Below are 21,273 nucleotides of genomic sequence, written 5' to 3'. Positions count from 1 at the left end.
ATAGAGGGAAGTGATGAAAATGAACTGGATAAAGGAGATTACAGATAAGTTCCCGCAGAAAAATATTTATCTTGTAAGAGATGATGATGAGTTGCTGATGATAGATGATGTTAAAGTTAAATTGTTTGAGTTAGATATTTCTGTAATAACTTATGGAGATCCAGTTCATTTTCGTTATACTTACGGAACCAAATTCGGCAGAAAATTTGATGGAACGCTACTTATTCGCTTAGTAGGTGTTGATTTTTATGAGGTTCCTTGGGACGTGTACCAAAAGGCATTTCGTGAATCTATTGGAATTGCTGATATATTTCCCTTTTTGGATAGTAAAGCTGTGAAAGAGCTAGGTATTGAAAATTGGGAGCAATTATACAATGCCCAGCAAAGTTTAACAACAAGACAAGATTATGTTTCTTCACTGGAATTTATAGAATGTGTGATTTATCATGAAGCTGATGAATACATTTCAATGATACTTGATCCTTATGTTGAAGATTTTATGCTATTTAACAAAAAAGCTCCGATCTTACGTGAATGGGGCGAGATTGCTAGATTGATTGGTGAACATCGCTTATATCGTAGAATGGATAAGGAGTTTGAACTATTAGTCGATGATGCCAATAAAAAATTTCAAGAGTATTTAAAAAAAGATTATGACAGGAATCTTTCCCTGCCTCCGGCAAAACAGCCAAATTATGTAAATCAAATTTTGAATTATTTGCACAGAATGCAGGGTATTTCGGGTAGAAAATTAGCTCTGATTGTTATGGATGGAATGAGCTTTACTCAATGGAGTGTTGTTGAAAAATGGTTAGTTAATAAAAGTTTTGATTTCCAAACCATGGCAACTATGGCGATGATTCCGACCATTACCTCTGTTTCAAGACAAGCAATTTTTTCTGGAAGAAGGCCTAGCGAGTTCCCAGAAACAATTACAAGAACTTCCTCGGAACCAATTCAATGGCGTAAATTTTGGAAAGAAAAAGGATTCCTAGAAAATTCAATCAAGTATCAGAAGGGTTTAGGGCATGCCGATTATCAAGATACTGTTCTTGAGTATAGATACGCTGGTACAGATATCTATGGTTGCGTCATCGATGTGGTGGACGAGTTTATGCACGGCGCCAAGCAAGGTCTGGAGACAGTTCAATCAGAATTACGAATTTGGCTTGAGAAGGGCTTCTTAGAATTTATGTTACGTGACTTGATGAATTTAGATTATGATGTGTATATTACGTCTGACCATGGAAATGTGGAGGCAACTGGGATTGGACGAATCCAAGAAGGTATTCTTGCTACAGAGAAAGGGCAACGTGCTCGGATATATGACTCAGAAGTACTTAGGTCTAATACACATGATTTATACACTGAATCAACCATAGAATGGGAGAGTGTAACGTTACCGAATAAGGGTTATTTTTCGTTAATTGCTAAGGAAAAATTTGCATTTGTACCTGAAGGTGAAATAATTATGACCCATGGTGGAATGCATGTGGAAGAAGTAATTGTGCCTTTCGTAAAAGTTTTAAAAAGGGATGATCGATAGATGAAAAAAATGGTGGGATTATTTCGTGTAATGACATTTGAAGAGTTGGACAAAGCTGCTGAAGTAATGGTGAAATATTCACCTACAGACGCGTATCAAATATTAGATGAGACCTTTGCAAAAACAGTTAAGGGGGATACGTTCCGCAGAAAAGCTCTAAACAATTTAATGAAAGTATGGGGGAACGGCCAGAAGCCACTTTCTGATTTTCAAGAGAAAGTACTAGAACGATATGCTATTTCAAATTATGATGAGAAAAAATCGTTGCAAGTTTTGATGATGCTTTATTCTTTTTCATTTTTTTCAGACACCATAAATATAATTGGGAAGTATCTACGTATGCAGGATACTTTTCAATCGAAAACAATTATGGAAGAAGTTCGTAGCACTTATGGAATGACTGAGACAGTGAATAAAGGGGTGTTGACGGTTTTGGGTTCCTTGGTTGATTGGGGATTTCTATTTCGTAGCAAGCCTGGTGTATATGAACTTACGAAGCACAAAATTCTGATTACTGATGAGTTTATAAAGAACGTATTGATACGCTCTATTTTAGCTCATACGGATGCTGAATACCTTCCGCTAGAAATTATAAATAATCAAGCGGGATTATTTATGTTTGATTATCAGGTTAGCAGATTAGAAGTTCATCTTGATGATTTAAACGTGTTACGAGAAAGAACGGATACTTTCATAGGGTTAAAGTAACGATTATACGAATTGAAAGCAAACAACAATTATGTTGTTTGTTATTTTTTGGATGTTTGAACCTAATCAGAGTATCAAATCTCGTATTCGTATGATGGATTTTTGAGAATGTAGTTTAGAGTGAGTGAATATGATATGTTCTTCGTCGATAATAAGTATACACTAATAAAACATTTCAGCTCGCATGTTTACTTGTTTGAAAAATTGACACCATTGCTTTCAAATAATTTGAAAGTCAATAAAATTTTTATCATTTGAATCTCTAAAAATAGTTGCTATTAAAGCCTTTTATAGCTGATTAAAAAAATAGTTGAGCTAACCAGGTCTTAAGAAAGCCCGTAAAGCTTCACAATTTAGTAAACGTTAATCCTTGTTATACCAAGGGTTTTAGGACACTTTTCATTCATTTGGAGAGTGTCTTTTTTTGAGTGTGCCAGGCATGGCACTTATCTAGCTGGTGAAAGTCCAGTCGCGGGTAGTTACCGCCAAGCGTAGCGAACCACAAGCCGAAGTCAGTAATGGCGGGGTGAAGGAAGTGGTGTAGCAAAACTTTGAGCCTACGAACAGAAACTTGATGAGGCTAAATGGTGGATGAGGTTGCTCAACAAACCGAAGTCCAAAAGGTAAACGTAAAACCAAGACAGTAAATCAAGAGGTTGTAAAGTGAAAGATAAGTGTCTTACCCTGGGAGGTCCTACGGACGTCTAATCACGAGAGGCTTTAAAATCAGCAATCGTTAATGACGGTCGAAAAAGGTTAACCGTAGGAAGTCAGCTGAGGTCATAGTAATTATCCAGCCTAGATAATGAAGGACCTAATGTTTGTATAGTGTGAATCACTAGATGAGAATGTCCAAGTAGTCCGAAAATGAGGATACCCTAGCCCAATGGAACGTAACCATTGATGGGGAAAGTAATGGGGACGGTCTTGGAAAAATTTATAACTAGAGGAGGAACAGCGAGATGAGATTAATCGAAAAGATAACAGATGTTGGAAATATAGAACAGGCAATTAACAAAGTCAAGAGTAATAAAGGCGCTCCAGGTAGCGATAACATGACCGTGGAGGAACTTGAGACTTACTTTCGAAAACATGGACAAACACTTGTCCAACAAATTTGTGAAAGAAAGTATCAGCCCAAACCAGTCCGCAGGACTTACATCCCGAAGCCTGATGGAACTAAACGTCCATTAGGAATTCCTACAGTGATAGACAGAGTCATCCAACAAGCGACTGCCCAACAATTAAGTCAACTCTATGATAAGCAGTTCAGCGAGAAAAGTTACGGATTTCGACCGAACAGAAGTGCACATCAAGCCATTAACCAAGTGGTCAATTACTTGAATGAAGGGTTTGAGTGGGTCATCGATATGGATATAGAGAAATATTTCGACACAGTAAATCATGATAAATTAATTTCAACTCTTAGAGAAAAGGTAAATGATCGAGACACCTTATATTTGATACGCTTGTTCTTAAAAGCAGGCGTAATGGCGGATGGATTAGCGACACAAACTGAAATAGGAGTCCCGCAAGGTAGCCCAATAAGTCCAATCCTATCGAATATCTATTTAGATAAATTAGATAAGGAATTGGAAACAAGAGGGCTACACTTTGCAAGATATGCGGACGATGTTTGTATCTTTGTCAAAAGCGAAATGGCAGCGAATCGAGTCATGAAGTCAATCACGAATTGGATGGAAAAGAAGTTATTCTTACAAGTCAATCTGACGAAAACCAAAGTCGTAAGGCCGACCCAAAGCCAATTTCTAGGGTTCACCTTTTGGAAAGATCAACAGGGGTGGAAATGTAAGCCAACCAACGCCAGTAAAGCCAAGCTGTATGGAAAAATAAAAACTGTACTGAAAAGAAAACAGGCAGTATCGAGACCATTAGCCGAAACCTTTACGAAGGTCAACCAAATTGTAAGAGGATGGATAAATTACTACCGAATCGGAAGTATGAAGACATTTATAGAGAAGTTTGGTCAATGGATACGACATAAAATCCGAGTCATTATCATCAAACAATGGAAGGTACCGAAACGTATATCGAAGAATCTCCAGAAACTGAACTGACTGTTAAACTGCGGTTTCGCTGAAGAAGATATCTTTAAAGTGACCAACTCAAGACTTGGGTGGTATAGACGAAGTGGGATGATTGTCGTTAACTTCATTTTGAACCCGACAGTTCTAGCTCGAAAGAAAAAGGACCGACCAGGTCTAGTCAATCCTTTAACTTACTATTTAAGAGAATCGTGAGTACAATACAAATGTAGCGCCGTATACGAGACCCGTACGTACGGTGCAATGTGAGGGGCGGAATTTATTTCCCCTCTACCCTATTAACAGATTTCCTTAATGGGTTGATTGTTTTTTGTTAAAATGATTTCTTTCTTTTGTTCTTCTGCCATTGTGTATTTCCTCCTTATTAGCAATGTTGAAGTCGTTGTAAACAAGATGAACAAATCTTTAAGAGAGAAAATTTGATTTTTCTCATTATTTTTGGTATGATGTTGTTGCGAGACGATAGTCGCTTTACCAATATTACACAAAAACCACTCTACGGCAAATAGAGTGGTTTTTCTTTACATTCGTTGCGACGTCGAATGTGTGAGTTAGAAGGCAACCTGCTTTTAGTCATTGTCTTTTCTCATCTAACCAATGAGAAACTAGTTGAATTACTATACCTACAAAAATAGGCGCAATGACTAACGATAGAAGCTTATCCAATACTACACACCCCCTTTAGGGGCAAGTTGCCAAACTGAGTATAGCATATTATGCATTAGAAAGTGAATTTAATTTTTAGGGAGAAGAAGGGCTACTATTTCTCAAAAATCTCAGATATTGTAACATCTTCTGACGATAGGTACAGTTTAAAGTAAAAAAAGGAATGATACTAATTTTTACAGTTGAATCATCTTTATTAAGGAGAAATAGAACATTCCTTTTATACTTATTAGAAATCTAAGAACTTTAATTTTCAATTTTTATAGAAAGTGTATTAACATTGAAAATATTGCTGAAAACAACGTTGATATGCCTTTTAATGGATGTTTATCTATCTTTGGTGTTCAGAATCATATTTGATTAAAATAGCTTAAAACGATAATTAGATGTATTTCTGACTATATAAGTTTGTTGATTTAAATAAAATATGTTATCATAGACATAACAAAAAAGCACTGACATAGGGATTCAGTGCAGGGCTAGGTACATCTATATTGGCGTATAGATGAGTTAACTAAATTATAACTTTCTGAACTTCATTTTAACACTTGAAAATTTTATATGCAAGTACTTTTGTTCCAGAATGTCACCATTTTTTATGAGTAATCTTTTTCTATTTAGTGACTATAGTAGCTAGTAAGCTATCTATTGAATCTAAAGATTTATTACTCTACTTTCAAAAATGGAGTAAGTTCAATGTAGTATTTGTATATTTCTTTTATAAAATAGTTAAACTCTCTATAAACTTTTGGATTTACTGTGTCTAAGTGCTTTTTTGTAATAATTTATAAAGGGGTACGATTTGTTATATGGTAAAATTTAATGAGTTTTTTAATGTTAGAGGGAACGAGTATGTAGATATTGACTTGGCAACAGACACTACAGTTTTTCTTGATCCTAATAAGATAAAAAAGGTGGGTGCAGGGTTGTTTAAGAGTCAGTTAGCTGAAAGTAAGATAATGGCTTACTTCCTTAACGTAAACAATCTTTACAGTATAGGAGATAAGTCAAAAGCTTTTAGTTTAATTGATTGTTCAAAGGAAATTAATGCTACTCGCCTAGGTTATTCTAGTGGTAAGTCGGTTGGGAAAGGTGCATCTCCAGAAATATTGGATGAAGTATTTTCTAAAATTCAGGAACTAGGAAAACTAGACAGTTCTCTTTTTAGCCAACCTTGTTTGATACCGTTATTTGTAAATAATTTTGGTGAGGATCGTTTTTCCGATCTAATTACGAATATTATTTGTAAAGAACTTAGTGAGTTTACTTATGAAATTTGTAAGAAATATGATATCCAAAAGCTGAAAAAATTTAAACTCAATGGATACTATGATTTAGAGGATCAATGTTGGAAATCTATAGAAGTGATGCTTCCATATGATGGGGACGAGAAACCAATAATTTTGGTCCCTAGAGAAATGACAGTTAACAAGTATGATTTTACTGTTCGTGAGTACATTGGAAAAGTTATTCTTGTTCAGAAACAAATGGAGCATTTGGATAAGAAATCACCATTAGTAAACGTGAAGTGGGTTAAAAGTAAAAATGATTTTGTTTACAGCCCACCATCTAAAAAACTTTTGCGTAAAGTAGAGATTAAAGAGAATTATCCAAATAGAGGTGGTTCAAAAGCTTATGCAATTGAAGAATCTGTCAAACAACCACATTTGCTAATACAGTATATAAGATTTGTGGAGAATAGATAATATAAGATAAATTTAGAATGAGTTCAGAAATGAAAGTAGGTTTTCTTTGAGAAAGCCTATTTTTTAAATAAAAATTTGTGTAGTTTTGTTCTTATTAACGTGTATTTTTAGGTACGAAAGTCTGAAAATCTAATAAAATCGTACCTATATTAATGATATCTATTTGGATCGTGAAGTTGAATTTTAAGATATTGGTGTTTTTGACAGAGTGAATATTGCAGCATTATTTCAAATCAGCAATTTAGAATTTAATTGTTTAGTACCACAATATAAAACGTATAAGGGGTTAGTAAACGGCTTTACGCTGGACACAATTAGGGATTTAATTGATAAAGACATACTGAAAGTCTCTGAACAAACTCCAATAGAAGTCTTTTCCAACGTTACTGATACAAATTTTTCTTATAGAGTAGATGAAACATTGTTTTCATTAAATATAGTAAGTGAACGCTATAGTAGAAAGGATTTTTTGAAAAATTAAAATATTTAGACGATATTGAGATGAAAAATTCTAGGGAATATATTCATTTATGGAAGAGTTACGTTATTCAAGAATTGCTTAAGATATTTAAATTTGAAATGAAGAAATTGGGATTTTTCAGAGAATTGGATGATGAAGAAAAAGTAAAAATGCTTTGTAGTGCATTTGATGGATGGCTTAAAATATATTCTCCATCAAAAGTTTATGCACTATTGTATAAATCAATAAGAGATGCAGACAATGCGAGAACAACTGGAACTATTGGCAACTATCGTTATCATGAAATTAAGTTTATCATCGTACTCGTAGATAAAATGATTATTAAGTACGAGCAGGAAGGCTGGGAAATTAAGAATTATGATATCCAAATCAATTAGAACTAGATATACAAACGAAATTGTTCTTTATGAATGTTATTAAAGAAAAAAATTGGTTTGGAACAATTATTCCTGATTGGAATCAAGTTACTTTTGAGAAAATTAGTATGAGCAATAATATTGTTACTAATTATTCGGAGTATATTGATAAACTTGAATGTCAAAAAATGGATGATAATATAGAGATAACACTTCACATGGCTAGATATTATTATCTTATGCCATACGGGTTAGTGATAGATGACGGCAACATTGAATGTCTGTTTGCGACAAGTAAAGGTTTAGTGGATTATCTAGCTATTTTAAAGGACTCTGGAAGAGTTGAAATAGAAGATGTCGGAGAAAGAGTTGAGACACAAATTTCACGTGCTTCACATTTTTATGTTGATGGAAGTTATTCATCAAATCTTATTTATTTAGTAATTAAGAAAGTGATAGAGAAAGGAATTCCAACTATTGATGAGTGGGAAAAGGACAACAGTTAATTAATTCCACATATCTTAGTTGTAATTAATAAAATTTATAGTGAGGAGAGGAATAAATATGAGCACATTTGTACATCAAGCAGATAGGTTTAACAATTTTTCAACTAGGTTATCTGGACTTTACGAGGGGAAATTTGATCATATAAAGTCTAATATAATATTTGATAGTGTACAGCTTGAAGAATTAACTCCAGCCAATATCGAAGATTTAAATGCCTTTCATATGGAAAAAATTGAATTGATAGAAAAAAATGATGATTATTTTTGCGGCATCAGAGCAGATCATTTCGCTGTGGAAATTGGCATGTCTGAACATCATTCAGGGGTTGTATATCTTATATCTGCAAACCATAAAGGGATTAGAGTAATGACGATGATAGAAATGGTTGTCTAACTTGCTATTAAAAGAATACACAAAGCTATCAAATTGAAGATCAGTCAAATATTTTTTAGAGAGGATTCGTATTGGTGGGATGGAATGGATTCTAAAGCACAATGGTATAAAAAAGCTGAAAAAGATAATTGGAAAACCAAATTTAAAGTTATAGTTAAAAATGTGAAATGGCATAGTGAAAATAATTATGTGAAATTTTTGGGTGAAGTTATTGAGCATCAATCGGAATATATGCATAAAAATCCTTCACTAATTCCTTTATTTAAAGGATATGTAGATCATCCGTTGTCAGAAGGGGATGTTTTAGAGTGTATAGGAAGAGGTCGTTTGGGTTATAAATCAGGACATTATGAAATAAGCTTCATTAAACCAAAATCTATTACATTAAAAGAAAATCTTGTTGAAGTTATAGAAATATTAAGTAAACCAACAGGTGAAGTAGAACGTTCAAATGGAGAAATTAGATATTATGTTAGACATGGGGACTTAAATGCAACCTACAGCCAATCTACTAGTTATGAAGGGATAATGAAATCTTTAGAAAAGGTAAGAAGAGGTAGCCTCATGACAGGTTGTGGTTCGTATATTTTAAAAGAATTGAATATGAAGGATAAAAGTAATTCTCCCGTTACTTTAGCTAGAAAATATTGGGAATACAGACCTGTTGAAGTTATAAAAAATAATAAAGAATACAAGGAAACAAATAATGAAGCTGAATATAAAATAATTGAAATTTTATATTAATGGAAAGCATCTATTCTGATGTGCAATTAATTTATTTTGGTTACGAATGTTGGTAATGAGTATCTAAAATTCAATAAAATTTAGTGAAACTATTTCTGTTTAAAATATGCTATAAATCCCGATAATACAGTGTTCTTCAACTTTACAAAACTCAGGAACAGCCAACCAGGTCTTAAGAAAGCACGTAAAGCTTCACAGTTCTCAAAACGTTAATCAATTCCTTATTGTATCGACGTTTACAAGAGATTTTTGGTTCAAGTTGGTTCAAATTATCAATTTGACAAAGAATTTAACAAGTTTAAAGCATCGGCATCTTGCTGATGCTTTTTTTCTGGCATCAATTCAAGATAATAGTTCTGTGTTGTCTGGATATTAATATGACCTAAGCGTTTTGATACGTAGGCAATATTGATATCTTGTGAGAACAGAAAAGACGCATGAGTATCACGTAGCCCATGAAAAGTGGTTTTAGGAATATCTAGCTTTTTAAGCAGTTTTGCTAAATCGGCAGATTGATGAAAACCATTTGAATCAAAAATATAACCATTATCTTTTACTGGTATTGCTTGTAGCAGGTTATATACTTCTTGATTAATCGAAACATCTCTTTTAGAGTTTTTAATTTTTAATGAGGTATCCTCAGAAGTCGGACTGATAGAGTGCCGTACTTCGATTCCATATTCAAATAAATTTTCTGGACGAATCCCCAGTAGTTCACCACGTCGCATCCCTGTTTCTAAAGCTAATAACGCTAACACATTAAATTCATTATCAGTATTTTGTAGCAGATAGGTGCGCAATTTTTTAAAATCAGTAATAGATAGGGATTTGTTTCGTTTGGGCAATTCTTTTCCTCTAGTTTTCACTAAGCTTGCAAAATCAGTTGCTAAGTAACCTCTAGCATAAGCATCACGCAAAGCTGTTTTAATTTTCAACAATACTTCATGAGTAGTTTTGCGAGAATGGTTTTTAGCATACTCATCAATTTTTCTTTGAACAACAATATCATTCAAATCTTTTAATTGGATATCTCCAAATAGTTTTTTTACAATATTTGATGTTCGTAGATAGTTTTGAAAAGTGGTCTCTTTAACGTCATTCTTTTTGATAATGTGAATCCAATTTTCAAAGAACTCAGCAAACGTGGTAGTACGTTCTGCCAACTGTTTTCCATTTCCTTTTTCTAATTCATTTTCTAAAGCCCAACGTTTCGCATCACTTTTATTATCAAAAGTCTTGGTTAATTTTTTATGTTCTCCACGTTTGTATAATGAAATTTGAGCTCTAAATTTATTTCCTCTTTTTACAATACTAGCCATGTTCTATCATTTCCTTTCAAAAAAAGATGGTTGATAGATGCTAGTTGAATACAAGTTTTATTGTAAACAGTTTTCAACGGCATATCAACCATCAGTATGATCATATTGAATTAGCTTTAATAAAATGTGAGAGTGATTCAATTGTGTAACGTTCTTGTTTACCTATCATAAAGCGTTCCAAATTGTCATTTGCACGAATAAATTTATCAAAAGATTTGGGGTCAATACCTAAAAATTTTGAAGCTTGTTCCCTTGTAAGTAGAAAGGGAAAATTATTGTGATGTTCCATCTTTATACCTCTCTTTAAAATTGTCTATAAAAGTGAGATAATGACTTATAGACAGCTTTCTAATTGTCTGTAGTCTCATCATCATTTGCTTTGGTCGGCTTGATGATGGGGCTTTTTTTGTTGTCTGTTTTTATCATTTTTTTCGTAACTTCTAGTTTAGTATGAGTTTTAAAGAGAGTGGTTTGGTCATTTGCTATTTCTTCGCTAGTTTCTTTTGCTGAATTGTCTGCTATAGGAAAAGTATCTAATACGCCTTTGTAAAGTTTTTCTGCTTTTTGATTTTGACTTAGAATATTATTCACAGTATCTTCTTTGTAGGGATTTGGTTCTTTAGATGAATTGTCCAATACAAAATCTTGCCGAGATTCATTAAAAAATGCTACTTGCATAAAATCTTTTGTTAAAAATATGACTAAACCTAATCGTCTTGCAAGTTGATAATAACTATCTATTCTTTCGTCAAAGTGCTTATCACTTTTAATGATACGCTGATAAAATTCTTTCGGACTATAAGGTGATGTAATGATAATTAGATCAGCAGTTAATGCCTTGTCAAAGTAGCGACTAGGTGCGTTTGAATAAGTGTTAAAAGGGTCAAGTAATTTCAACAGGTCATTATAGGGAAATGTTGAAGGTCTTAGCTCATCTAAGATGATTGTTGACTGCCCGTCATATTGTTGGAATGGGTCACGACTTGAACCAATCAAAAAATAATCACTATCAGATTTTTCAGCGTAATCTTTAGCAAGTCGACTTTTACCAACACCAGCGTGTCCATAGATATAGATAACATCAATTGAACGCCCTGTTTCAAGCATGTCTTTTCGCCATTCTTCTGCTAAGGTGTCCCTTCTTTTTCGTGCTACATGTTCAAGGCGAGGTTTAGCCTTAGCAAATTGTGAACCTGTAAGAGCATCCTCGACTTCTTTAAGCGCAACACTTCCTTTTTTTAGTTCATCTAAGTAAGCTCGAATAATGATTTCATCTTTTGCACTAGTTGTTTTAGTGACACGTTGAATCCCTTGACGTGCTTGTTCCATTACTTCATCAAAGTCAAAATTTGCCATTACTTCATCAGTACTATATTGATATTGATGTTCGGCGTTTGTTGTGGCATGTATCAGATAGGAATAGCCATTCAAGGATTCTCCTTTCCATTGTTCAATATACTGAGGTTCAATGCCTAAGAGATGGGCTATATTTTTTAAGCTCCTTGCATTTTCAAAAGTTACCATAATATGGATATGGGGAGCTTTAGCCTTACCAACATCATTTACATCTTTATCATGAAGGATAACTGCACATTTTGAAGGTTTTAATTTATTCATAATAGTGGTAAAACACTTACGTAGGTCAAGTGTTGTATACTTCTGAAGGTTTTACCTCAACTGCCGAAGCTCAAGCTCACATGTTAGCTGTCTCAGCTGAATGGTGGGATTATGCAGATGCTAATGGAATTAACGTTGACATTAATTGGTCAGGATCAAACCCTTACTACGTAAAAGTAGTAGTTTCAGAAATCTACTAAACTATTAAATAGAACAGAACCTTATACACCTCTCAATGACGATGTGTCCCAAGTAAGGACGGAATAAGAGAAACGCTTAAACGGGGTACTCCCTGTTTGAGCGTTTCTAATTAAAATCAATAAGCATTTTGTAGAAATGGAGAAGAAAAATATGAAGAGAAATATTTTATTTATTACTTTTATAGTAAATTTATTACTTATTTCAGCTTGTTCAAATATTACTTCTAAGAATAGTGCAATTAAAAAATCAGTCAACGAAAGTGAGTTTTTCGGTGAGGAAGCTAGTAGTACTTCAAATGAAATTGTGTCAATTGAAGAAAAGGAAAATCAAAGAAAAATTCAACATTTAGAAGTTTATAACGAAATTCTTACCAAGTATAATAATCAAACTTCTACTATGTATAAGCTTTCAGAACTGCCATTATCTAATGTCACACTTCATAAAAGTAATATACGATTAGCAACTGTTCAGTTTGGAAAAACTGATACTATAATTGTGGGATTTAATGAAATTGGAATACAAGCAATTTTGCTAAAAAATACTGCAGATTTAGAGTATGTAGAATCTAGTCTTTCTAGTTTACTTGATAACGAGATAACTATTAGGGATGGAGAAATTATTGGCACATCAAAATTTGTAAAAGGGGAAGATTATCCAAATAATACGAGTGAATACTATATTCCAATAGTAACAGATGAAATTAATTATTATCCTGAAAAAACAAATGAGAACTGGAAAAATGATTTTTTAGAGGTGACTACTGAGTCCAGTATTAATGATATTACTGATGATGAATAGTAATTAAGGAAAATCTTTATAAAATAGATTAAAAGGAATTCCAATAAGAAAAATTAAGAAATTTCTATTTTTTAATATTAAAGCATCTTTCGATTACTTGGAAGGTGTTTTTTTATGTTTTAAAATAGGTATATTATGTAATTGAGGATAGCATCTTGAATTTGTGCGAAAACTTCGATAATATCATATATGAGGATAAAATCAAGTGCTAAATTGCTTAGTAAAAATTTGGAGGGCTTATAATGGCAGAAATAGGATTAGTAATTGGTATTCTATCAGGAATATGTGGAATTGTAAATTTTGTGATAACATATTTCTTTAAAAAGGAAACGAATAAAAAGATTAGTACTTTGGAACAAAAATTGATCCAACAGCAAGAGATAAATCATGGAGATTCTTTGAAAGAGAATAAAGCAACAAATCATTCAGTTATAAATAATGGTAGTGGTAATACTACTTCTTATGGTGGTGGAGGTAGCAAATAATGAATATGGTTCCAAGGGAACAAAATAATGATATTTCCAATCATTCTGTTCTAAATACCGGCAATAATAATACTACTACTTATCACTCTGTCAATTTGCATGGCGTAAAACCAGTTCCGTCAATTAGTCTGATTTATAACGTTTGTAAAGTTATATCTGAGATTGAATTTGAAGCAATTGAAAAATATTCAATTGAAAAAAATAGTGAATGGAATGCAAAGATTGCATACAATGAAATTCAAAGCTATAAGACGATTTTTCAGGATCAGTATTTATCATATGATAAAGTAGAACAAGCGTTGAAAACCATACCAAAAAGAGATTTGATTATACAAAACATACGAACGATATATCAGAAAGAAAAAGTGAAGAATGATAATAAGGATGAAGTCTTGAATCAGGTCTTTGAAGAGTTATCAAACCTTGTTGTTACCTCAGGTATTAGTTGTGGAAATGAATTGTATGAAGAAGAAAAGAATGATGCAATTTATTCTGTAATGTTTTATACTTTTACAAAGTGCCAACTGCTAGAACCTCTCCCTGATTATGATAAAATAGCCGATGAGTAAAATAAGGAATGAAACGAAATTAGAGATACTATTCTTTTTTTTAGATATATTAAAAAATTCTCAATCAGATGTATCAAGTATTTCCTTTAAAGAAGATATTGACTTTAACATTATAGAGGAGGGGATATCTATGTTAATTAGTAAAGACTCTGACCCTACAGAAAGTCTGTTTTATATTTCTGGTTGTCTGTTAACATTATGTAAATCTCAGTTAGATAATATTTCACCTGAAGATTTATACGATACTATGCTAACTAATTACAAGCTAGATGTTCCTTTTAGTCAGTATTGTTTAGCATTAGATTTTTTGTATCTTATAGGGAAAATTCAAATTGAAGGTGGAGTTTTAAACTATGTATATTGAACGATTAATAATTTTAGAGACTCAACCGAAAGAGAAAAGAATAAGGAACATTCCATTTTCTAAAGGGCTAAATTTTGTTGTAGATGCTGATGGAAGTGCAAAAGGTAATAATGTTGGAAAAACAACTGTACTTCGGTTAATTGATATCTGTTTGGGTGCCAATGACATAAAAAATATATATGTAGATTCTGAATCAAGTTCAAAAAATGTTGTGTTAGAGAAGTATATAATTGAACACAAGGTCTCAGTTATATTGGTAGTTTCAACTCAATTTGAAGAAGGTCCGGAAAAAGTGACTTATGAATTGAAAGTGGATTTATATCCAAGAGGAAAAAAATATATTAACGGAACGGCTTTAAAGAGAGTAGACTACTTGCAACAATTAAAAGATATTTTCTTTACTAATAGTAGTAGCGCTACCTTTAGGCAGTTAATAAAAAAATTTGTTAGAATAGATTTAAAAGGTGATAATGATAAATTTCTAAAGTTTTTACATGTCATAACATCAAATATTGATTATATTAATATCTATTCTACACTATTTTCTTTTAATAACGACTCTGTGAATGAAAAAGCTCATGAATTATCTGAGAGGTTAAGGTCGTTAGATAATGACATGAAAGTGTATAAAAGAATCAATGCATATCAAGATGAAAATGAATTACATCAAAGAATTAATACCTTAGATAAGCGAATTTCAAAGCTTAAATCAGACTTAGATGATTTAGTAAATTCGCAAGAGTTTAAATTAAATGAGGAAGAAATTGCTCACATCAGATTACAATATAGAAAATTACAGAATGAACTAGAAAAAACGAGTTTTGAAAGAGATCGAGCAAAAGATATTTATGATGAAGCGATTTCTTCTTTTAGAGAGGTTGATAAAAATGTTTTAGAAACTCTCTATAAAGAAACTAGTGAAATTTTCTTAAATTTAAATAAGGAGTTTTCTCAGCTTGTAGAATTTAATAATCAATTGCTAGTAAATAAGACTTCATTCTATGAATCATTATTGTTAGAAAAGGAAGAGGAAGTAAAGCAGTTAAAAAGTAGTCTAGATTTGATGTTTGAAAAAAATAAAGATGCAATTTTGCTAATTGACAGTAAGAATGTAGAAAAATACTATGACATACAACGAGAACTGGAAAAGTATCAAGAATTATCTGGCGGTGTTAAAGAAGTATATGAACGAGTGAAAAGCTACAATTCTGAGCGAGAGACGTTAATTGCAAGGCTTGCAGAAATCGATATTGATAAGGAAGGCATTGATAAGAAGATTGAATATTTCAATAGCTATTTTTCAGAATATAGTTATAGTTTATCGAACGAAAGTTACCTTATATATTATGTTCAAGCTGATAATGGCTTTCCATTAGGTATCACGGGGAGTGAGAGTGGCACATTTAGTACTGGGACAAAAAAATCGACAATCCTTGCATTTGATTTAGCATATCTTAAATATGCAGAACATTATGAGATAAAAGGACCGAAATTTATTATTCATGATGTATTAGAGAGTATGGATGACAATGCTTTTAAAAATTTAGTAGATATTATGAACAGAATTGATGGACAGTATATTGTAGCTGTTCTAAAGGAAAAAATTAGTAGCTATGATTTTGTTTCTCAAGAAATGATAAAACTCGAATTATCTACTGATAATAAACTATTTAAGGTCTAACAATTCTTTTTGATGCTCCTTTCTCAAAGTATTAACCCATTTTTTCTATGACTATAGATTGTATTCAACTAGCATCTATGGTTCGAATTGGTTCAAGTGCTATCAATAAACATCCGATTTTATCTATTTCAATCCATATCATAAACTACTAAGTTATTGATATAAATGGATTCCTCTGGGATGGAATTCGTGATTGATAGTAAATTCTGTTTTCAAAACGTTAAAAATACCTATATATCAGTATTTTCAAGAGGTGCCAAGAAATGGGTGTCTCTTGTTTTTTTGAAAATAGAGAACACTTTACAGAATTGTACTTCTTTAAAAGTGGAAGGAACGTTAAAATTAATTGGTTCCCTCCATAGTTTAGTGCAATTTTATTTAGCTTCTTGTGCTTCGTTTAGTCGTCTTTCGAATGCTTCATGAGTAGAAAGATTGACAATATTTGATGTGTTTCCATTGTAAAGTGTATGTTTAGCTTTTGCGGTCTCCTAAGTTAATTGTAAGAAGTAACAGTAAAATGTATTAAGTTCATATGGTCAAAGCTTGAAAGTAGTTGATTTTCTTAGTGAAGAATTGACGAGGTATCCAACTTCTGGATTTTCTGGACGTGAATTTAATAATAAACGAATCACTATTTTTCAGTCTATGCGGCCTCAACTAATCGATTTGTATCAAAAATTAGATCAATACGATTACTATAATTGGTCTGAAAAATAAATTTTAAAGAAACGATATATGTTTCTTATTGTCGTCTATTGATTATCAAAAAGATTCATAATAACCTGTTTTGTTTTTTAAAATGAACAAAAATTGGATATAAACAACTAATCGATAGGAAAATATTGGTTTCTGTTAGTTAGTTATGATAGACTTATTTTAATGTTGACATAACACGATTTTGAGTAAGGAGGTGTTTATATGAATATCAAGTCTCAATCAATGAATGGTTATAGTAACACAGGTGTTGGTGCTGAAGCCAGGAACTATGCTGCTGGATGTTGTTCATGCTCATGTTCAACATGTACATGTACGTGTTCCGCTTCAACTACTACTGAAACAAAAAATAGGGTTAGAAATGAAAGGGGATTCATTCTCCTTTTTTAATAGGTGGTGTATACAAATGGATTCTATTTTAACGATAAACAAATTGAAAATAGAAAAGAGCAACAAAGTAATATTGGATATAGATCAAGAAATAGCAATTCTACCTAAAGATAAAGTAGTAGTTTTAGGGGAAAACGGTGCTGGAAAAACAACGCTAATCAATGCTATTTTAGGAGAAATTAATTTTGAGGGAAAGATAGTAAAAAACTTTGACAAACTAAGTTGTGGAATTGTTTTTCAAGAAAACTCTTATAATGATTTACTAAAAGTTAATGAACTAATAAAGCTTGTTCTACCTTTTAAAAAAGAGGAATTATCTCATTTTTTAGAAAATTATGAGTTGGAGGACTTGAAGAAAAAGTATATTAAAGATCTTTCCGGTGGAGAAAGACAACGACTGACACTAAGCCTAGTGTTGGAAAGTAACAAGTCAATCTATTTTTTTGATGAGCTTACATCAGGCTTAGATTATAAAAAAAGACTTTCATTATTAGCTATGATGAAGAGAAAAGTAATTAATCGAACAGTTATAAATGTAACACATTATTTTGACGAAATTGAAAATTGGGCGACAAAAATTCTTATGCTAAAACAAGGACAGCTAATTTTTTTTGGATCAGTTGTAGATTTTTTCTCAAAATTCGCACATTATTCTATCGTGAAAATTGATTATAATGAATTTTCAAAATTGAAAGAAACCACTATTAAAAGTGTAGATCACACTGATACTGGAGATGGTGAAGCATTTATTTGTTCAAGTCCTGACCTTCAAATAGATATAGAAAAAACTTTTGAAGAGAACAGCATAAGTTACACTGTCATTAAACAAAGTATATACACAACTTATTTAGTCGCCTATTCAATGACTGAAACTACAAGCAAATTAATTACGGAGGTGAGAAAATAATGAGGTATTTAGGGACGAGTATTAAGTTACAATTTCGTATTCCAGTATCCATCTTTTTTTCATTATTGTTTCCGTTAATTATGATGTTTGCGATGGTTACATCATATGGGAATTTTGATATAGGTAATGGGTTTCATTTTGTGGATAAATATTTTTTAATCAGTACAGGTATGGGAATGATGCCAATCTCTCTGATTAGTTTTCCTATATGGTTAGGTGAGAGTATTCAAAATCAAAGTTATAAACGTCTGGAGTATTTTGGATTAAGCACACACAATATGATTGTTTCAGATGTTTTCTCTTACGCGTTATTAACTTTGTTGAGCGTTGTCGTCAATATTTTATTTGGTTTTTTTATGTATGGATTGCATATTCCAAGCATCGGTTATTTCTTGTCGTATATCGTACAATGTTTATACTGTAACTTTGTTTTACTTATTTTTGGAGCAATAATTGCACTGCTGGTAAAAAACACGAGGATATTGATGCCAATAGGTATGGTCTTGTTATTTAGTTCTTATATTTTTACAGGTGCGTTTTCTTCGTTTTCAGATCTTCCAACGTCATTTCAATCAATTGGAAAATTTATCCCAATGAAATATGTTATGAATGACTTTTTTAATGTTTGGGCTGAAAAAAAAGTGTTTATTCAAGATTTTTTAGTGTTGAATACTATTTTAGGAGTAGGCTTAACATGTATTCTAATTGCTATTTTTGTTGTAACACAAAAGAAGAAAAATTAAATTGGTGAAAGGAGGAGATACATTAATGAAAAAGAAGTTTAACAATCCAACGACTCGTGTTATCGTATCTATTATTTTAGGAATTATTTTAGGAGTTTTCGTTTGCTTTATGGCAATTCGCTCTGGATATACTTATGTTAAAGGTTCTTCTTTAACTGAATATAGTGTAAACATCTTTGGTCTTACTATTTTTGATATTCAAAAAGTGGGGAACGAATTTAAAGGAACACCAAATAATAGTAATATGATGTTTATCGGGATTATATTTTCAATGGTGTTAGCCATCGTAACCGAAGTTGTTATAGCTTTGAAAAATAGAAAAAGGAAGGAGGGTGACAAATGATTGATTTTGAGAAAAAAGTTTTTTTCAATATCCATACACTGTTAACAAAAGATGATGTAAACTTGTCAAATAATGATAATAAGCACATATATTCTCAAATGATGTTTGGAAGTACGACTTCTCCTATGTTGAGCTATTTGTCAAATCTGAATAAGCAAAATTTAAATGATTTTAAAAGTATTATGTTTTATAACGTCGATAGTAAAATTAAGCTAGACAAATAAAAAGATCATTGCTGTTCTAATTCAAGGCTGTTCACTGCTTTCAGAACGAGATAAACATGAAATTTTAGAGATAATAAAAATTGCCTCACAGCATATTTAGCTTTGCTGTGAGACAACAATTAAATTTGTTTACTTTATTCGATAGAATTAATTTCGCTTTCAAGTTGTTCCAGATCATTCAAAATGACATCAAATGTCGGAACTTCGCCAAAAAGCATGCTTTTCATAGAATCATAGTCGTTGATTAAGCCAGTCATTTGGATATTATTCGGAAGGAGCTTTAAAGTGCCAGGCACAGCAGCTCCGTAATGTGCAGAATTATCTGCGTAAAATTTTTGCTTAAAAGAGATAACGTGAGATAGTAGTGATAGATCATTAAGAGCGTCTTCTTTAGTAATAGATTGTGCTAATTGATAGATGTCATAATAGTGTCTAGAGTATCTAGTTGGTGTTTGGGTGTTCATCCGGTAAGCTTCCTTATGCAAAATTGTAGCCTTTTCCCAAAAAGTTCTTTTGGCTTCTACGGTAGGAACAGTTACACTTTTGATATCAAATAATTGTGGAAATGCATCAACAATATATGCCGAAATTTCTTTATCTGCTATATCAGTAGGTGAGATAGCTAACGTGATATTTTCAATACCTAAATCTATTAAATTCGCATTTAATTCAGGGACTAATTCTGTTTCGATCCATCTGGCAGCTCGTTCATTTGCTTCGTCATTAAACTTACGCTGTTGGTTTTTGCTTCTTGCTATCCAAGGCTCATCCATTCCATATCCTAAAATCTGCCAATCCAAAATCAAATCGATATCTTCTGAAAATCGCTGAATTTGATGATATGCTTTGGATAAAGATGTTCCGCCTTTAAATGCAAAAGAATGCTTGAATTTGGATTTAGTAAATAAGATATCCAACATTAAAACAACCCAATAGTCCTTTTCGAGAATTGCTTCATTCATCCCTAAGTCCTCTGAAACAACTCGATAAATATCCTTTTTGTCTGCGTCCTTCATTTTTAAAAATTCTAGCATAATTACATTTTCTCCATACGAATAATTAAGTCTTTAATCCAAATTCTAGATAATGTACTATCCTTCTTTAATTGTTTTAGTTGCTTTCCTGATAACTTACTTTTTATAGTTTTCAAATCGTTCTTTGTGACATTATTTTCGCCTAGTGCTTTGAATGCCTCGATCACTAAAGCCGATGTACTATCTATATCAATTTCTCTTGCCAATCCTGCTTTGAATTTAACTATCTGGTCATTATTTAATACGATACTGCGAGTAGGACCGCTGCTTTTGTACTCGTAAGCATTTGGCACTTGAGTAGTTAAACCTAATCGATTTAAAGCTATATCTCTAGATGGAATGATTTTCCATCCATTTTTTCGGGCATATGCTACAGCAATTTCATGTGGTGACGCTGGAACTTCTCTTTGTAGCAGCTTATTAAAATTCGGTTTTTTGTAAATTCCTTGAAAAACTTTAATAAGCTCGCGTTTTTTTACAAATTTACGAATTGTATCTTTCAAGGTATTATATGGAATATTTAGATGAGAAAAATCTGCCAAAATAAATAAGGTTCCTTTTGGTGCACGCTTGATTTTATTTCTTATTTTTTCTACATTTGTAACCAATTTTATTCCTCCCCTTGTTTAAATATATGAAGTCTCTATAAATGTTATTATATCAGTGAATAGAATGTTTTTAAAGCACCTAAATACATGTATATTTAGGTGC

24 protein-coding genes and 2 pseudogenes are annotated in these 21,273 nt (G+C 32.1%); 19 read left to right on the top strand and 7 right to left on the bottom strand.

Going from position 1 to position 21,273, the window contains the following annotated elements; all coding sequences use genetic code 11:
• The first annotated feature begins 13 nt into the window (after positions 1-13).
• The 3 genes from pglZ to ltrA all read left to right on the top strand — a co-directional run bounded on the left by pglZ (position 14) and on the right by ltrA (position 4,332).
• Positions 14-1,546 (top strand): BREX-3 system phosphatase PglZ, encoded by a 1,533-nt coding sequence (pglZ, locus tag IW492_RS03485; protein WP_202065237.1) that lies wholly within the window; start codon positions 14-16, stop codon positions 1,544-1,546.
• A complete protein-coding gene (locus tag IW492_RS03480) occupies positions 1,547-2,254 on the top strand; it encodes a hypothetical protein (protein ID WP_202065228.1) in 708 nt (235 codons plus the stop codon).
• Positions 2,255-3,216: 962 nt separating this feature from the next.
• The gene (gene ltrA, locus IW492_RS03475; RefSeq protein ID WP_236671765.1) at positions 3,217-4,332 is read left to right on the top strand and encodes a group II intron reverse transcriptase/maturase; all 1,116 of its coding nucleotides are present in this window, start codon (positions 3,217-3,219) and stop codon (positions 4,330-4,332) included.
• Positions 4,333-4,893: 561 nt separating this feature from the next.
• On the opposite strand, the gene IW492_RS03470 is transcribed toward ltrA, so the two are convergent.
• Positions 4,894-4,986, bottom strand: coding sequence for a type I toxin-antitoxin system Fst family toxin (locus IW492_RS03470; RefSeq protein WP_202065226.1), 93 nt, complete (start codon positions 4,984-4,986; stop codon positions 4,894-4,896).
• A gap of 809 nt (positions 4,987-5,795) precedes the next feature.
• Here IW492_RS03470 and IW492_RS03465 point away from each other — a divergent pair.
• The 6 genes from IW492_RS03465 (at position 5,796) to IW492_RS03440 (ending at position 9,173) form a co-directional block, all read left to right on the top strand.
• Positions 5,796-6,692: a hypothetical protein gene (locus IW492_RS03465; RefSeq protein ID WP_202065218.1), complete on the top strand. Its 897-nt coding sequence runs from the start codon at positions 5,796-5,798 to the stop codon at positions 6,690-6,692.
• A 208-nt stretch (positions 6,693-6,900) separates the two neighbouring features.
• The gene (locus IW492_RS03460) at positions 6,901-7,173 is read left to right on the top strand and encodes a hypothetical protein (protein WP_202065216.1); all 273 of its coding nucleotides are present in this window, start codon (positions 6,901-6,903) and stop codon (positions 7,171-7,173) included.
• A gap of 20 nt (positions 7,174-7,193) precedes the next feature.
• The gene (locus IW492_RS03455; RefSeq protein WP_202065214.1) at positions 7,194-7,550 is read left to right on the top strand and encodes a hypothetical protein; all 357 of its coding nucleotides are present in this window, start codon (positions 7,194-7,196) and stop codon (positions 7,548-7,550) included.
• Between the two features lie 29 nt (positions 7,551-7,579).
• A complete protein-coding gene (locus tag IW492_RS03450; RefSeq protein ID WP_202065212.1) occupies positions 7,580-8,035 on the top strand; it encodes a hypothetical protein in 456 nt (151 codons plus the stop codon).
• A gap of 58 nt (positions 8,036-8,093) precedes the next feature.
• Positions 8,094-8,429, top strand: coding sequence for a hypothetical protein (locus IW492_RS03445; protein ID WP_202065210.1), 336 nt, complete (start codon positions 8,094-8,096; stop codon positions 8,427-8,429).
• 84 nt (positions 8,430-8,513) lie between these two features.
• Positions 8,514-9,173: a hypothetical protein gene (locus tag IW492_RS03440; RefSeq protein WP_202065209.1), complete on the top strand. Its 660-nt coding sequence runs from the start codon at positions 8,514-8,516 to the stop codon at positions 9,171-9,173.
• A gap of 272 nt (positions 9,174-9,445) precedes the next feature.
• Here the strand turns inward: IW492_RS03440 and IW492_RS03435 are convergent, their stop codons facing one another.
• The 4 genes and pseudogenes from IW492_RS03435 to IW492_RS18290 all read right to left on the bottom strand — a co-directional run.
• Positions 9,446-10,492: a tyrosine-type recombinase/integrase gene (locus tag IW492_RS03435; RefSeq protein ID WP_202065208.1), complete on the bottom strand. Its 1,047-nt coding sequence runs from the start codon at positions 10,490-10,492 to the stop codon at positions 9,446-9,448.
• Between the two features lie 100 nt (positions 10,493-10,592).
• The gene (locus tag IW492_RS03430) at positions 10,593-10,781 is read right to left on the bottom strand and encodes a DNA-binding protein (RefSeq protein WP_202065207.1); all 189 of its coding nucleotides are present in this window, start codon (positions 10,779-10,781) and stop codon (positions 10,593-10,595) included.
• Between the two features lie 59 nt (positions 10,782-10,840).
• Positions 10,841-11,599: a hypothetical protein gene (locus tag IW492_RS18295; protein ID WP_269160911.1), complete on the bottom strand. Its 759-nt coding sequence runs from the start codon at positions 11,597-11,599 to the stop codon at positions 10,841-10,843.
• 240 nt (positions 11,600-11,839) lie between these two features.
• Positions 11,840-12,115 (bottom strand): annotated as a pseudogene (locus IW492_RS18290) (Rep family protein); the annotation flags it as partial.
• A gap of 345 nt (positions 12,116-12,460) precedes the next feature.
• Between IW492_RS18290 and IW492_RS03420 the strand changes: the two are divergent.
• From IW492_RS03420 to IW492_RS03375, 10 genes and pseudogenes are all read left to right on the top strand, one after another.
• A complete protein-coding gene (locus IW492_RS03420; protein WP_202065205.1) occupies positions 12,461-13,108 on the top strand; it encodes a hypothetical protein in 648 nt (215 codons plus the stop codon).
• A gap of 242 nt (positions 13,109-13,350) precedes the next feature.
• A complete protein-coding gene (locus IW492_RS03415) occupies positions 13,351-13,593 on the top strand; it encodes a hypothetical protein (protein WP_202065203.1) in 243 nt (80 codons plus the stop codon).
• Positions 13,593-14,162, top strand: a complete 570-nt coding sequence (locus tag IW492_RS03410; RefSeq protein ID WP_202065202.1) for a hypothetical protein — start codon at positions 13,593-13,595, stop codon at positions 14,160-14,162. The genes IW492_RS03415 and IW492_RS03410 overlap by 1 nt, the downstream gene beginning before the upstream one ends.
• 130 nt (positions 14,163-14,292) lie before the next feature.
• Positions 14,293-14,526, top strand: a complete 234-nt coding sequence (locus tag IW492_RS03405) for an ABC-three component system middle component 6 (protein ID WP_202065201.1) — start codon at positions 14,293-14,295, stop codon at positions 14,524-14,526.
• Positions 14,516-16,207, top strand: a complete 1,692-nt coding sequence (locus IW492_RS03400; protein ID WP_202065200.1) for a DUF2326 domain-containing protein — start codon at positions 14,516-14,518, stop codon at positions 16,205-16,207. The genes IW492_RS03405 and IW492_RS03400 overlap by 11 nt, the downstream gene beginning before the upstream one ends.
• Before the next feature lie 918 nt (positions 16,208-17,125).
• Positions 17,126-17,269, top strand: a pseudogene (locus IW492_RS03395) (listeriolysin S family TOMM bacteriocin); the annotation flags it as partial.
• 13 nt (positions 17,270-17,282) lie between these two features.
• A complete protein-coding gene (locus tag IW492_RS03390) occupies positions 17,283-18,218 on the top strand; it encodes an ATP-binding cassette domain-containing protein (protein ID WP_236671764.1) in 936 nt (311 codons plus the stop codon).
• Complete coding sequence (locus tag IW492_RS03385; RefSeq protein WP_202065190.1) at positions 18,218-18,961, top strand: ABC transporter permease; 744 nt, start codon at positions 18,218-18,220, stop codon at positions 18,959-18,961. Before IW492_RS03390 ends, IW492_RS03385 begins: the two co-directional genes overlap by 1 nt.
• A 25-nt stretch (positions 18,962-18,986) precedes the next feature.
• Entirely contained in the window at positions 18,987-19,304 is a 318-nt protein-coding gene (locus tag IW492_RS03380; RefSeq protein ID WP_202065187.1) for a DUF5963 family protein, read from the top strand.
• Complete coding sequence (locus IW492_RS03375) at positions 19,301-19,528, top strand: hypothetical protein (RefSeq protein WP_330927515.1); 228 nt, start codon at positions 19,301-19,303, stop codon at positions 19,526-19,528. The genes IW492_RS03380 and IW492_RS03375 overlap by 4 nt, the downstream gene beginning before the upstream one ends.
• A gap of 134 nt (positions 19,529-19,662) precedes the next feature.
• Here the strand turns inward: IW492_RS03375 and IW492_RS03370 are convergent, their stop codons facing one another.
• Entirely contained in the window at positions 19,663-20,562 is a 900-nt protein-coding gene (locus tag IW492_RS03370; RefSeq protein WP_202065185.1) for a nucleotidyl transferase AbiEii/AbiGii toxin family protein, read from the bottom strand.
• A gap of 2 nt (positions 20,563-20,564) precedes the next feature.
• On the bottom strand, positions 20,565-21,170 hold the full coding sequence (locus IW492_RS03365) for a DUF6088 family protein (RefSeq protein ID WP_202065182.1): 606 nt from the start codon (positions 21,168-21,170) through the stop codon (positions 20,565-20,567).
• Positions 21,171-21,273 lie beyond the last annotated feature (103 nt).

Origin of the sequence: Enterococcus sp. BWB1-3 (genome assembly GCF_016745275.1) — a bacterium.
In the GTDB taxonomy this organism is placed as follows: domain Bacteria; phylum Bacillota; class Bacilli; order Lactobacillales; family Enterococcaceae; genus Enterococcus_L.
Note: the sequence above shows the minus strand (reverse complement) of the source record. Positions and strands in the feature narration are given on the sequence as shown.